Source organism: Alistipes sp. i18-0019-D1 (genome assembly GCF_042852885.1).
Classification (GTDB): domain Bacteria; phylum Bacteroidota; class Bacteroidia; order Bacteroidales; family Rikenellaceae; genus Alistipes.
In genome coordinates, this window is record NZ_AP031424.1 from 3,565,967 (window position 1) to 3,579,148 (window position 13,182).

Sequence of the window (13,182 nt, forward strand, 5' to 3'; positions counted from 1 at the left end):
TTTCGTTATCTCCGCCGCGGCTATTTGTACCAGTCGGCGTTGTCGGCGCCGTTCGATGCCGCCCAGCCCGAATAGGCGGGGTAGAGCCGGTCGATGGGCGTCTTCTCGTTCGTGGGGTCGAGCAGTTTGGCGAGGTTCACCTCCGTCGCTCCCGAAAGGAAGAAGGCGAACGGATAGCTCTCGGCACGCACGTAGTAGCGCCCCGAAGCCGGGTCGGACTTGTCGTCGCTCGTGCCGAAGAATTTCGGGTCCGCTTTGGCGGTCGGGGCTTCGAAGGGGAGGTGCACCTCCTTGCGGAGGCCCGGCGTGAGGTCCTCGTCGTCCGTGCGGTAGATGAAGGGCTTGACGACGGCGGCTTTCTCCTCGGCGATCGGCGATGCGTACTTCGCCGTCACCTTATAGGTGGCGCCCATGTCCTGCTTCACGTTGGGGGTCAGCAGAATCACGCTGCCATCGCGCCCGACGGCGTACGGCTCGTATTCCGGCGACGGTTCGTCCTTGGTGGCGGGACGGAGGATCGAGAATTCCAGGTCGGCCGACGCGGCGGCTCCGCCGAGGGTGAAGGCCAGTCCGTTCTCAAGTCCGGCGAGGTTGTTGAAGGTCTTGAAGAGATACGACTCCTCGTAGATGCCCTTGTTGCCGAGCGTCTTCACATAGTCGAGTTTCACCATCACGTCGTTCATGTCGTAGTCGCCGCGGCTGGGCCACAGGTCCTCGAAGGCGTAGATACCCTTGAGCAGGCGCACCTCGCGCTTGGTGTCGTCGGCGCCGGGTTTTTCGTCGACCGACGGGATGTCGACTACGGCATCCACCGGGTTCGACTTCATCGTGAAGATCACGTCGCTGAAATTCTCGTCGGTGGTGTAGTCCTCGAACGAGCAGATCACCGAATTGAGGCCGAGCGACGAGTTGGTGTAACGGTAGACGGCCGTGCGGGGCTGCTTGTAGGCGACGCCCCTGTCATTGACGCTCAAACCGCTGGACGTCGCGGCGCGGTACATCTTGGCACCCGTGAATCCCGGCAGCCGGTTGCCCCAGGCGTTGGTGGCGAGGACGAATCCGATGCGGTAGCCCTTCGGGAAGGTGGTGGTGGCGCCTTCCATGCTGTTCTCGGCGATTTTCGGGTAGAACATCAGCTGCACGGCGGTTCCGCGCTCCACGCCCCTGTATTTCCGGGCTTTGTTGGGGTCGTTGCTCCAGTATCCGTCCTGCGTGTTGGGGAAGATCATCACGGGGTGTATGTCTTCGAGCGACGCGGGGTGCTCCGAAGCGTCGTAATAGTAGTAACCCATCGAGCAGTTCCAGCAGGTGTTGCTCATCAGGAACGTGATGGCCACCTCGGCCGGCTCCTCCAGATAGAGATCGCTCGACGAACGGTATTCCTCGGGGCAGGCCTTGTTGGTGTCGAAAACCTTGTTGGCCGCAGTGTAGAGCCGCTGCCAGTTCTCCTCCTTGAGGTTCATTCCCTTGCCCGAATACTTGTATTCGTAGTTGATCCGGCCGTAGGTCTTGTCGTAGCTTCCGAGCCACGTCTTCCAGCCGTCGCCGGTCACGGCGGCCGACTCGTAGCCGGCGCGGGTCACCGCTGCGGCTGCGGCGGTTTCGGGCATGACGGCCGAAGCGGTCAGGGCCGTGCCGTCCTTTTCGGCGGTCAGCAGCGTCCGCGCATGGACGTTGGGTGTGTAGATATAGGCTTTCCCGAGGTAGGCCGGAAGGTCCACTTTCGCCGAGAAACGGCCCTGAGCATCGGTGTAGCCGGCGTACAACGGCTCGATGTCCTCGACTTTCACATACGCCGTACCCTCGGCGTTCGGTTTGACGGGTTCGGCGTCGTACACTTCGAAATAGACTTCGGCCTGCGAGCCGTAATCCACCGAAAGGGTGGTCGGCGTCACGGTCGTAAAGTCGAATTTGTTGAACTCCGCACCGGTCGTTTTCGGACCGTCGTCCGAAACGCTCTCGACGCAGCTGCCCAGCAGCGTCAAGGCTGAAAGTGTATAGACTGCTCTTTTCATATTTGTTTGCATGTAAGGTGTTTTCTGTCTGCGTCCGCTTTCGGGCCTTATTGTTTGGCTTTTGGGCGGAAGTGTTATATCGTGCGACAAAGGTACGAAAAAAACGGACCGAAGCAAATTTTCCGGTCCGTTTTTTACAAATTCGGCTTCAAAGTCAGTTATTTAGGTATACGGAAGAGCTTCCCTTCGGCGAAAGTCACCCACAGCGAGCCGTCGGGGGCCGGGACGATGAAGTTCGCCGCCGAATTGCAGCACTTGACGCACCACAGCGGCGTGCCGTCTTCACGCACGGCGGCGACATTGCCCGAGCGGTCGGCGAGGTAGGCGATGCCGCCGCTCACGGTCACCGGACAGGCCGTGTAGTCGTAGCCGAAGCCTGCGGGGGCGATCCACAGCCGGCGGAAGTCGTCCGGGGCCGTGTCGACAGCCAGCAGTTCGCCGTCCATAGTCTTGACGTAGAAACGCTTGCCGTCGGCGCTCATGCCCGATGCTTCGCGAGCCTTGTAGTCGGTGCAGCGCCATACGACGCTCCCCGAGGCGAGGTCGAGGCAGGTGACGGCCCGGTCGGGCGCGTCGATGAACACACGGCCTCCGGCGATCCGGGGAACGATGTTGCCCGGGGACAGGAAGAGGCTTTTCGCGCCGTTGGTCCACTTCCAGCGGAGGCTTCCCGTCGCAGCGTCGAGACAGTAGAGATGCCGGTTCCAGGCTCCGAAAACCAACTTCCCGTCCGCCAGCGCGGGCTGCCCCTGCGACTGGCCGCGGCCGTAGTCGTAACACCACAGAATCCGCCCGTCGCGCACCGCGATTTTGGCCATCGTGCCGTTGCCCAGCCCGATGTAGAGCGCGGCGTCGCGGCCGCGGCCGTCGACGAGTCCCTGCCCGATGATCGGCGTCGGGGTGTCGATGTGCCACCGCTCGCGGCCCGTGCGGGCGTCGTAGGCGCGCAGTCCGTCGGTCGTCGTGCCTGCGATGACCAGCCCTTCGGCCACGAGGGGCGTGGTGTAGAGCGCCCCGCCGAAGCGTTTCTGCCACACCTCGCGGTTGCGGCGCGTGTCGTAAGCCCGCAGCACGCCCTGCGTCGTGCCGTAATAGAGCAGGTCTCCGTGGAACGCCGCCCCGGTGTAGACCGTGGCGCTGTCCTGGAGGACAAACTGCGCGTGAGGATGGAAGTCGGGCGCCGCGGGCATCGGGTCGGAGGCGATGGCCAGCGTCTGCGGGTCGTCCTGCATGCGGATCGTGAAACGGGTGCGCGGAGCCGCGCCCAGCACCTTTTCGCGCACGCGGACCGAGTCGCCCCAGAAGTCGAGCAGCGTGTAGCCCGCGTCGGAGTCCTTCTTGCCCCGCAGGGCGCGTCCCTGAATGCCCGCTATGGAGTCGAAGTTGAACAGCGAGGGAGCGTGGTGGTAGTGGCCGAACAGCGTGAGGGGGATCCCCAGCCGCCGGAGCGTCGCCGTCACCTCCGCGCGGTTCGTGAGGTCGCGGTTCAGCGGGTAGTGGCAGAGACTCACGATGCGCTGGCCGGGCCGGGCCTTGGCGGCCTCCGCGGCCAGCCACGCGAGGTCTTCGGTGCGCACCGCGCCCATGGCCATCTTCATGAAAGGTCCCGAGGCGTAACCCAGAAAGAGGTAGTCCCCGGCACGGAAGGCGGTGCGCCCGTCGTGACCGAAGATCCGGGCGAAGGTCGTGCAGGCGCTCTCGGACCACGTGGTTTCGTGGTTGCCCGGCACGGCGTGCCACGGTTTTTCGAGCCGTGAGATCAGCCCGTGGACATGTTCCAGTTCGGCATCGCTGCCCAGGTTGGTGAGGTCGCCGCCGAAGATCACGATGTCGCACGGCGAGGCGTTGACTTCGGCTACCGCGACGCGGAACAGCGAGTCCTGCGCATTGCCGGGTGTCACGTGGATGTCGGTCAGGAAAGCGACGCGGAGCGTGTCGCAGGGCGCCGGGGCCGGGAATGCCGATGACGCCCACAGCACACCGAAGCACAGCAGGATTTTGGAGTATTTCATTGGGCTTGCGTAGTTTTGTCGTTACAAGATACGAAATTCGGCGGAAAAAGCTATCTTTGCGTTGCAAAAAAACAGGGGGACTATTCCCGATAAGCGGTGCCCGCATTTTGGTTGACAATCCGGTCGCATGCGATAAGTCCCTTCCGAGGAGGGGATTTAGGGGAGGGTCAGATTTGCAAATGTGGCCAAAGGCCGCAGGTGATTGACCATGAGGACTAAACGATACTGTAACTAAACTACATGCTGATATGAAAACCATTCTTCTTCTGGGCTCCGGCGAGCTGGGCAAGGAGTTCACGATTGCGGCGCAGCGGCTGGGACAGACCGTCGTGGCGTGCGACAAGTATGCGGGCGCTCCCGCGATGCAGGTGGCCGACGCCGCGGAGGTCTTCGACATGCTCGACGGCGACGCGCTGGCTGCGGCGGTCGAAAAACACCGTCCCGACATCATCGTTCCCGAGATCGAGGCCATCCGCACCGAGCGGCTCTACGATTTCGAGCGGGCGGGCGCCCAGGTCGTCCCGAGCGCCCGGGCCGTGAACTTCACGATGAACCGCAAGGCCATCCGCGACCTCGCGGCGAAGGAACTGGGACTGAAGACGGCGCGGTATTACTACGCCGCGTCGCTCGGCGAACTGCGCGAGGCCGCCGCGAAGATCGGTTTCCCGTGCGTGGTCAAGCCGCTGATGTCCTCCTCGGGCAAGGGCCAGTCGCTGGTCAAGGGTCCCGACGAGCTGGAGCGCGCCTGGCACTACGGCTGCGAAGGGTCGCGCGGCGACATCCGCGAACTGATCATCGAGGAGTTCATCCGCTTCGACAGCGAGATCACGCTGCTGACCGTCACCCAGAAGGACGGCCCGACGCTTTTCTGCCCGCCGATAGGCCACGTGCAGAAGGGCGGCGACTACCGCGAGAGTTTCCAGTCGCCCGAGGTCGCGCCCGAACACCTCGCCGAGGCGCAGCGCATGGCCGCCGCCGTCACCGGGGCACTCACCGGGGCCGGGCTGTGGGGCGTGGAGTTCTTCTTGAGCCGCGACAACGGGGTCTATTTCTCCGAACTGTCGCCCCGTCCGCACGACACGGGCATGGTGACGCTGGCCGGGACGCAGAACCTCAATGAGTTCGAACTGCATCTGCGGGCCGTGCTGGGGATTCCCATTCCGGCGGTCACCTTCGAGCGCATGGGCGCCAGCGCGGTGATCCTCTCGGGCGTGGAGACCTCCGCGCCGCGTTACGAGGGCGTGGGGGAGGCCGTCGCCGGAGACCCCCGCACCGACATCCGCATCTTCGGCAAGCCCTCGGCGCGCGTGAACCGCCGCATGGGCGTCGTCGTGGGCTACGAACCCCACGGCAGCAGCCTCGAAGCCCTGCGCGAACGGGTTTGCGCCGCCGCCGCAAAAGTGAAAGTCACCGAATAACGACAACGCCGGCTCACCGGCCGCTCGGCCGCGGTTTCCGCAGGCCGTTCTGCCGGTGCCGGACCATAAAACATGCTATCCATGAAAAAGTACGCAATCATTTCGACCGAGAAGGGGACGATGAAAGCCGAGCTGTATGCCGACGAGACCCCCGGAACCGTGGCCAACTTCGTCGAGCTGGCCGAACACAACTTCTACGACGGGCTGACCTTCCACCGTGTGATTCCCGGCTTCGTGATCCAGGGCGGCTGCCCCAGGGGCGACGGCACGGGAGGCCCGGGCTACACGATCAAGTGCGAAACGTCGGCCCCGCGCCAGCGCCACGACCGCGGCGTGCTGTCGATGGCCCATGCCGGGCGCGACACGGGCGGGTCGCAGTTCTTCATCTGCCACAACCGCGAGAACACCCAGCATCTCGACGGCCGCCACACCTGCTTCGGGCAGGTGATCGAAGGGCTGGACGTGATCGACGACATCCGCCCGGGCGACAAGATCCTTTCGATCCGCATCGTCGAGGAGTAACGAATCCCATCCGATTCCCATGTCTGCGACTGCAACCGGTTATCTGGCCTCGAAACCGCGCTACGAGATCCTCGACGGACTGCGCGGCGTGGCGGCGATGATCGTGGTGGCCTTCCACCTGCTGGAAACCTACTCCAAAGGCCCTGCCTACCAGGTGCTCAACCACGGCTATCTGGCCGTCGACTTCTTCTTCGTGCTCTCGGGCTTCGTGATCGGCTATGCCTACGACGACCGCTGGAACCGCATGTCCCTCAAGGACTTCTTCAAGCGCCGCCTGGTGCGCCTGCATCCGATGGTCATCATGGGGTCTCTCATCGGCGCGCTGTTCTTCTACTTCGGGGCCGCGGCCTTCCCGGTGATCGCCGGCGTACAGTGGTGGAAGGTGTTGCTGATCTGCCTGCTGGGCTGTACGATGCTGCCCGCGCTGCCGTCATGGGACATCCGCGGCTGGGGCGAGACCAACCCGCTGAACGGCCCCTCCTGGTCGCTGCTCTACGAATACATCGCCAACATCCTCTATGCCCTCGTCATCCGGCGCTTCCCGAAATTCGTGCTGGGGCTGTTCGTGGCCGGGGCCGCGGTGCTGACGCTGGACCTCACGCTGAACCTCGATCTTTTCGGTCTGCTTCCCGCCGACCGTTCCGCGGCCTACACCGTCATCGGCGGCTGGAGCGTCAATCCGACACAAATTTACATCGGCTTCTCGCGTCTGCTGTACCCCTTCTTCGCGGGCCTTCTGCTCTCGCGCCTCGGCGCGGCGATCCGCGTGCGGGGCGGATTCTGGTGGTGCTCGCTGCTGATCGCGGCCGCTTTGGTCATGCCTCATGTCGGAAGCGTTTCGACCCCGTGGATCGACGGCGGCTACCAGGCGCTGGTCATCCTGTTCGTCTTCCCGCTGATCGTCTCGATGGGGGCCGGAAGCCGTGTCGCCGGCGCCCGGTCGGTGGCCGTCTGCACGTTCCTCGGCGAAATCTCCTTCCCGCTTTACATCACCCATTACCCGCTGGTCTATATGCAGATGGCCTGGGTGGCCGGGAATCCCGACGCCCCGCTCGGCACGGGCATTTTCGTGAACGTCGCGATTTTCCTGCTTGCCGTCGGTCTGGCCTGGGCCTGCCTGAAACTCTACGACCTGCCCGTCCGCGAATGGCTCAAGCGCCGCTGGCTGATGAAGTAGGCTGCGGTTCGTTCCGCCATACGGGAAGGTCCCCTCTCTCTGGAGGGGACCTTCCTGTTTTGCGGCGAATGGCTTCCGCTCGACGCGCAGAGATGCCGGGGGAGAGGCGCGAACGAAAAACAGCCGCCCTTCGGGGCGGCTGTGTCTGTAAAGCCGTAATTCCGTGCCTACTTGGCGAAGGCGATTTTGATCTTCTCGGTGGCCTTCTTCAGCAGCGCCTCGGGGCAGCAGAGCGTGATGCGGATGTAGCCGTTGCCCTCCGACCCGAAGATGCCGCCGGGGGTCAGGAACACGTCGGTCTTCTCCATCACCTCGTCCGAGAACGCGAAGCTGTCGCCCTCGTAGCCCTCGGGCAGCTCGGCCCACACGAACAGGCCGGCCTGTCCCTTGCGGTAGCGGCATCCCAGCGCGTCGAGCAGTTCGTAGGCCTGCTTCTCGCGGCCGTAGTAGATGTCGTTCAGCTCCTTGAACCACTCCTCGCCCAGCGCCAGCGCCGTGTCGGCAGCGGCCTGAATGGGGTAGAACATGCCCGAGTCCATGTTCGACTTGAAGGTGAGGATCGATTTGATCCACTCCTCCTTGCCCACGACGACACCCACGCGCCAGCCGGCCATCGAGTGGCCTTTCGACAGCGAGTTCATCTCCAGCGCCACGTCCTTCGCGCCCTCGGCCTCCATGATCGAGATCGGGTGCTCGGCATTGCGGATGAAACTGTACGGGTTGTCGTGCACGATCAGGATGTTGTGCTTGGCTCCGAAGTCGACGATCTTCTGGAACAGCTCCATCGAGGGGGTCTGTCCCGTCGGCATGTTGGGATAGTTGACGAGCATCATCTTCACACCGTCCAGCCCGGCCTTTTCGATCGCCTCGAAGTCGGGGTAGAAGTCGGTCTGCTTGTTCAGCGCATAGGGGAGCATTTCGCCGCCCGCCAGACGCACGGCCGCCGAGTAGGTGGGGTAGCCGGGGTTCGGGACGAGGACCTTGTCGCCCTTATTGAGGAACGTCATGCAGATGTGCATGATACCCTCCTTCGAACCGATCAGCGGCAGCACCTCCGACTTGAAGTCCAGTTCGGTGCGGTACCATTTCTTGTACCAGTCGGCAAAAGCCTTTCGCAGGATGGGTTCACCCTGATAAGACATGTATTTGTGCACGTCGGGGCGCTGTGCCTCTTTCGCCAGGCGGTCGATCACGGACTGGTGGGGCGGCAGGTCGGGGCTGCCCATGGCCAGTTTTACGATCTGGCGGCCGGTGGCCGCTTCGATCTCGGCGATCTCGCGCAGACGGCGCGAAAAATAGTACTCTCCGATGCCGTCCAACCGGTGTGAACGGGCGATGTTGACTGCTTTTGCCATAGTATCAAGTGTGTTTGGGATTATGCTTCCGGGCAAAGATAGGGAAATAATCAATAAAATTAAAAATTAAGAATTAAAATTTAAGAATTAATTCCCCGGTCTGCGCCGCACGGCGAACCGGATTGATCTCCGCGCCCCGTTGCTTCGCCGCACGCGCATGGAGCCTTGCATCTAATACAGATATTTCTCCATCAGCGGCATGAGCAGCGCCGTCGCCAGCCCCATCAGGGCCATGGCCAGACCGCTCAAAGCACCTTCGGCGGCTCCTATTTCGATGGCGCGGGCCGTTCCGATGCCGTGTGCGGCGGCTCCGAGGGCGAACCCCCGTGCCTCGGGGTCGCGGACCCCGCAGCGGCGCAGGATCCATTCGCCGAAGATGCTGCCGAAAATCCCCACGCAGAAGACCACGACCGACGTCACCGAGACGTTGCCGCCCAGCGGTCCGGCGACCGACACGGCGATGGGCACCGTGACCGATTTGGGGGCTATGGAGTTGAGAATCTGGCGTTCGGCGCCGAATGCCATGGCTATATAGACGACGCTCAACACCCCGGCGACGCATCCCGCGAGCGTGGCTATGCCCACGGGAAGCAGGCTTCCGCGCAGACGTTCCAACTGTTCGTAGAGCAGGTATCCGAGCGCTACGACCGACATGCCGAGGGCGAAATTGAGGATGCCCGTGGCGTCGCGGTAACGCTCGTAGCCGATTCCGGCGCAGCGCAGGAAGACGATCACGGCGACGAACGTCAGCAGCACGGGATGCAGCAGCGGCAGCCGCGTGCGGCGGTAGATCATCCCTCCGAGGCAGTAAAGCCCCACGGTGAGGGTCAGCAGGAAGAGGTCCGAGGAGAGGAATGAGGCGTCAGGCATCGTGGCGGAGGTGTTTGATGTGCCGCAGGCGGGCGCGGCGGTTCAGGCTCTGGAAGGTTTTGCCGGCGATGATCAGCACGAGGATCGTCGAGACGATTCCCGAGACGAGGATGGCCCAGAGGTTTTCGAGGATCACCCGGTAGGAGTCCATCAGCCCCACGCCGTAGGGCACGAAAAAGAGCGCCATGGCCCCCAGCAGAAACCGCGCCGCGGGACGCACCGTCTCGGCCCGCACCCAGCGCAGGCACAGCGCAGCAAAGAGCAGGATCATGCCGATGATGTTGCCCGACACGTAACCTCCGGTGATAAGGCTCAACGCATTGCCTATGAGCCAGAAAAGCAGAATCTGAAAAAGTCCTGTCATCGTCGTTCGACTTTGGCGGCGGGCCTTGAACGTTCGGGACCGGACTTTTCAGCCGGTCCCGGAACCCTGCCGCCGTTTGCGGTGACAAATATAGTGCATGCCGGGGGCAATGCCAAATTTATTCGGAGAATCTCCCCGGCGCAGCCCGTGTCCGGCGAATCAATTCCTGCCGGTGCGCTTCTTGAGCGGGCATTGCGCCGACGCGCACGATGCGCATCCTCCCCGCCGCCGTCCGCTGACGAAGCACCACAGCCGCCTCGCGACGACGGCCGCGACCGCCAGCCCGATGGCTGCGACGATGTAATCCTGCCAGCCCATTGTTCAGAATATCAGTACGATCCGGTATACGATCCACGCCACGAACCAGGCCAGCGCCGTGTTGTAAACGACCGACGCCGCGGCCCATTTCCACCCGGCTTCGGAGCCGATGGCGACCACCGTGGCGATGCAGGGCACGTAGAGCAGGATGAACACCAGGAACGCCAGCGCCGAGGCCGTCGTGAAGTCGCCGCTGGCGAGCAGCCGCTGCGAGAGCGAGGCCGTCTCCTCGTCTTCCGCGGTCCGGAACGCCTCTGTCGGCGTCGTTTCGGCCGTTTCTACGATGATTTCCGTCACTCCGTCGGCGCCGCCGATCACGACCTTCTCCTCTGCGGGAGCAGCCGTGGTGCTTTCGGAATAGAGCACGCCGAGCGTCGACACCACGATCTCCTTGGCCGGAAGTCCCGACAGCAGGGCCACGCTGGCTTTCCAATTGAATCCCAGGGGGCTGAACACCGGTTCGCAGCCCTTGCCGAGCCGTCCGAGGTAGGAATTTTCATAGTGCGCTTCGCTTCCGGCTGTCGCGTCCGTTCGGGGGTAGTAGCTCAAAAACCACACGACTACCGAGGCGATCAGGATCATGCCGCCCATCTTCTTGAGATACTGCGCACACTTGTCCCACATGTGGCTGAGCGTGGTTTTCCACGTCGGGAGGCGGTAGGGCGGCAACTCCATCACGAAGGGCGTCTCGTCCACCGGGAAGAGGAACCGCCGCATCAGCCGTGCCGTAACGACGGCCAGCACGATCCCCAGCACGTAAAGGCCCAGCATCACCAGTCCGGCGTCGGCGGCGAAGAACGTGCCCGCCAGCAGGAGGTAGATCGGTATTCGCGCGCTGCATGACATGAACGGCGTAATGAGTATGGTTATCAGGCGGCTGCTCCGGCTCTCGATGGTCCGGCAGGCCATGATCGCGGGCACGTTGCAGCCGAAGCCCATGATCAGCGGGATGAACGATTTGCCGTGCACCCCGATGCGGTGCATCACGCGGTCCATGATGAACGCCGCGCGGGCCAGGTAGCCCGAATCCTCCATGAACGAGATGAAGAGGTAGAGGATCATGATGTTGGGCAGGAAGACGATCACGGCTCCCACGCCGCCGATGATGCCGTCGACCAGCAGGTCGCGGAGCGGACCCGCGGGCAGCAGCGCGTCCACCGTGCCGCCGATCCATCCCACCAGCGCGTCGATCCACTCCTGCGGGTAGGCTCCGAGGCTGAACGTGCACCAGAACATGAGCCACATCAGCGCGAAGAAGATCGGGAATCCCCACAGTTTGTGCGTCACGAAGGTGTCGATCACGGCCGTCGTCGTGACCTCCTCGCGCCGTCCGGGGGTGAAGGTCTCCTTCAGCGCCCCCTGGATGAATCCGTATTTCTGGTTGGCGAAGGCCGTCTCGACGTCCTCGCCCAGCGCCTCGGCGATGCGCCGGGCCTCGCGGTCGCGGATCTCGACCCACACCGGATAACGCTCGCAGCCGCGGAGGCTCTCCTCGGCCTGCCTGTCGCCTTCGAGCATCTTCATCGCGTAGTAGCGGGGCGGAAAGGCCTTCGGGAGTTCGTCGCGGAAGGCGCTCATGTCGCCGTTGAGTTTGCGCAGCCCCTCGTCGATCACGGGTCCCATGTTGATATGGATGTGCCGCACGCGCTCGTCGCGGTTCTCGTAAACGTCGATCACCGTGTCCAGCAGGGCCTCTATGCCGCGGTTGTTGCGCGCCTCGACGGGAACCATCGGCACGCCCAGCATGCGGCCCAGGCTGTCGTAATCGAGTTTCGCACCGCTGTCCTGCAACTCGTCGAACATGTTGAGTGCCACGACCATGCGCGGGTTTATATCGATCAGTTCAGTAGTTAAGTAGAGGTTACGCTCTAAATTTGAGGCCACTACGGAGTTTATCACCACGTCGGGGGTCTTCGTGGCGAGGTGGTGGCGCACGTAACGCTCCTCGGGCGTGTAGGCCGAGAGGGCGTAGGTTCCGGGCAGGTCGGTGACTTCGAAACGGTAGCCGCGGTAGATGCGGTGGCCGATCTTGGCCCCGACGGTCACGCCGCTGTAATTGCCCACATGCTCGTGGCCGCCCGATATGGCGTTGAAAAGCGAGGTCTTGCCGCTGTTGGGGTTGCCCACCAGCGCGACGGCGATGGTGCGGGTGTGGCGTGCCACGACCTCGTCGATGCTCGCGCAGCATGCCTCGCCGGGTTCCGTCGCGCCGAACTCCCCGGCCGGGGCTTCCGCGGGGGCGGTCTCCGCCGCGGGGCATCCGCACTCCCCGGCGTGTGCGTGGTGGTGATGGCGGTGGTGTTCGCGCCGCGCGAGGTACTCCCCGGCTTCGCTGTCGGTGAGCACGACGACCATATCGGCCTCGCTGCGACGCAACGAGATGTCGTAGCCCATGATTTTATACTCGATCGGGTCCTTCAGGGGGGCGTTCAGGATCACTTCGACCCGCTGTCCGCGGACAAAACCCATCTCCATGATGCGGCGGCGGAAACCTCCGTGGCCCGTCACCTTGACAATCGTCGCCGATTCGCCGGTCTTCAGTTCGGATAAGCGCATTTTTTTCTACTGCTGTTTTGCGCACAAAGGTATGATTTTGCGGCGACATCTGCAATCCCCACAAATAGGTATCGCCGCTTGCGGCCATGTGCTTTTCTGCACCTTTCCTTCGGGCAGCCCGGGCATTCGCTTTGCCATTTCGGCCTCTCCCTGGAGGTGACTGACGGATCGTCGGACGATTCGGGATTATTGCCGCTTTTCGGTCGGCGGTCAACCGCGGCTTTCGTCCGCGGAGTGTAGCTGCCTTTTGGTGGCAAAAGGTAGCACCAAAACCATCCGCATGTCGCTTTCGCGGGAACGGCGCTCGGCTGCGCTAAAACGGGCGCCTTCGCGGGTTTGCGGCGCAAAGGAATGCGCCGCTTCGACTGTGGCGGCTCGGCAAAGCAAGCTTTGCTCTCGCCTGCTGGACGTCGTTGCGAGCAAACCGGCCCCGTTTTTTTCCGCTGCAAGCGATAATGCGGCGGTTTAAAACCGCTTCCAGAGGCGATGGACGGATGCTGCGTTTCCGATCCTGCCGTTGCGCCTCTTCTCCCGCCGCCACAGGCGGCGAATGAATCCGACTCGATGCCGTAGCT

9 protein-coding genes and 1 pseudogene are annotated in these 13,182 nt (G+C 63.2%); 4 read left to right on the forward strand and 6 right to left on the reverse strand.

Annotation, left to right across the window (positions count from 1 at the left end; genetic code table 11):
* Nucleotides 1–20: 20 nt before the first annotated feature.
* Entirely contained in the window at nt 21–2,015 is a 1,995-nt protein-coding gene (locus ACGHP5_RS14880; RefSeq protein WP_390567485.1) for an LruC domain-containing protein, read from the reverse strand.
* A gap of 158 nt (nt 2,016–2,173) precedes the next feature.
* Nucleotides 2,174–4,027 (reverse strand): PQQ-binding-like beta-propeller repeat protein, encoded by a 1,854-nt coding sequence (locus ACGHP5_RS14885; RefSeq protein ID WP_390567487.1) that lies wholly within the window; start codon nt 4,025–4,027, stop codon nt 2,174–2,176.
* A 239-nt stretch (nt 4,028–4,266) separates the two neighbouring features.
* On the opposite strand from ACGHP5_RS14885, the pseudogene purT reads away from it, so the two are divergent.
* The 3 genes and pseudogenes from purT to ACGHP5_RS14900 all read left to right on the forward strand — a co-directional run.
* A pseudogene (gene purT / locus ACGHP5_RS14890) lies at nt 4,267–5,445 on the forward strand (formate-dependent phosphoribosylglycinamide formyltransferase); the annotation flags it as partial.
* Nucleotides 5,446–5,526: 81 nt separating this feature from the next.
* On the forward strand, nt 5,527–5,967 hold the full coding sequence (locus ACGHP5_RS14895) for a peptidylprolyl isomerase (protein WP_337656756.1): 441 nt from the start codon (nt 5,527–5,529) through the stop codon (nt 5,965–5,967).
* A gap of 19 nt (nt 5,968–5,986) precedes the next feature.
* The gene (locus ACGHP5_RS14900; RefSeq protein ID WP_390567489.1) at nt 5,987–7,144 is read left to right on the forward strand and encodes an acyltransferase family protein; all 1,158 of its coding nucleotides are present in this window, start codon (nt 5,987–5,989) and stop codon (nt 7,142–7,144) included.
* A gap of 167 nt (nt 7,145–7,311) precedes the next feature.
* Here the strand turns inward: ACGHP5_RS14900 and ACGHP5_RS14905 are convergent, their stop codons facing one another.
* From ACGHP5_RS14905 to ACGHP5_RS14915, 3 genes are all read right to left on the reverse strand, one after another.
* Nucleotides 7,312–8,499, reverse strand: coding sequence for a pyridoxal phosphate-dependent aminotransferase (locus ACGHP5_RS14905; protein WP_290534095.1), 1,188 nt, complete (start codon nt 8,497–8,499; stop codon nt 7,312–7,314).
* A gap of 171 nt (nt 8,500–8,670) precedes the next feature.
* Complete coding sequence (locus tag ACGHP5_RS14910) at nt 8,671–9,369, reverse strand: LrgB family protein (RefSeq protein WP_390567491.1); 699 nt, start codon at nt 9,367–9,369, stop codon at nt 8,671–8,673.
* Entirely contained in the window at nt 9,362–9,733 is a 372-nt protein-coding gene (locus tag ACGHP5_RS14915) for a CidA/LrgA family protein (protein WP_290534097.1), read from the reverse strand. The genes ACGHP5_RS14910 and ACGHP5_RS14915 overlap by 8 nt, the downstream gene beginning before the upstream one ends.
* Nucleotides 9,734–9,842: 109 nt before the next feature.
* Here ACGHP5_RS14915 and ACGHP5_RS14920 point away from each other — a divergent pair, with 109 nt between their 5' ends.
* Nucleotides 9,843–10,037 (forward strand): hypothetical protein, encoded by a 195-nt coding sequence (locus ACGHP5_RS14920; protein WP_390567493.1) that lies wholly within the window; start codon nt 9,843–9,845, stop codon nt 10,035–10,037.
* A gap of 17 nt (nt 10,038–10,054) precedes the next feature.
* On the opposite strand, the gene feoB is transcribed toward ACGHP5_RS14920, so the two are convergent.
* Nucleotides 10,055–12,607, reverse strand: a complete 2,553-nt coding sequence (gene feoB / locus ACGHP5_RS14925; protein ID WP_390567495.1) for a ferrous iron transport protein B — start codon at nt 12,605–12,607, stop codon at nt 10,055–10,057.
* Between the last annotated feature and the right edge of the window lie 575 nt (nt 12,608–13,182).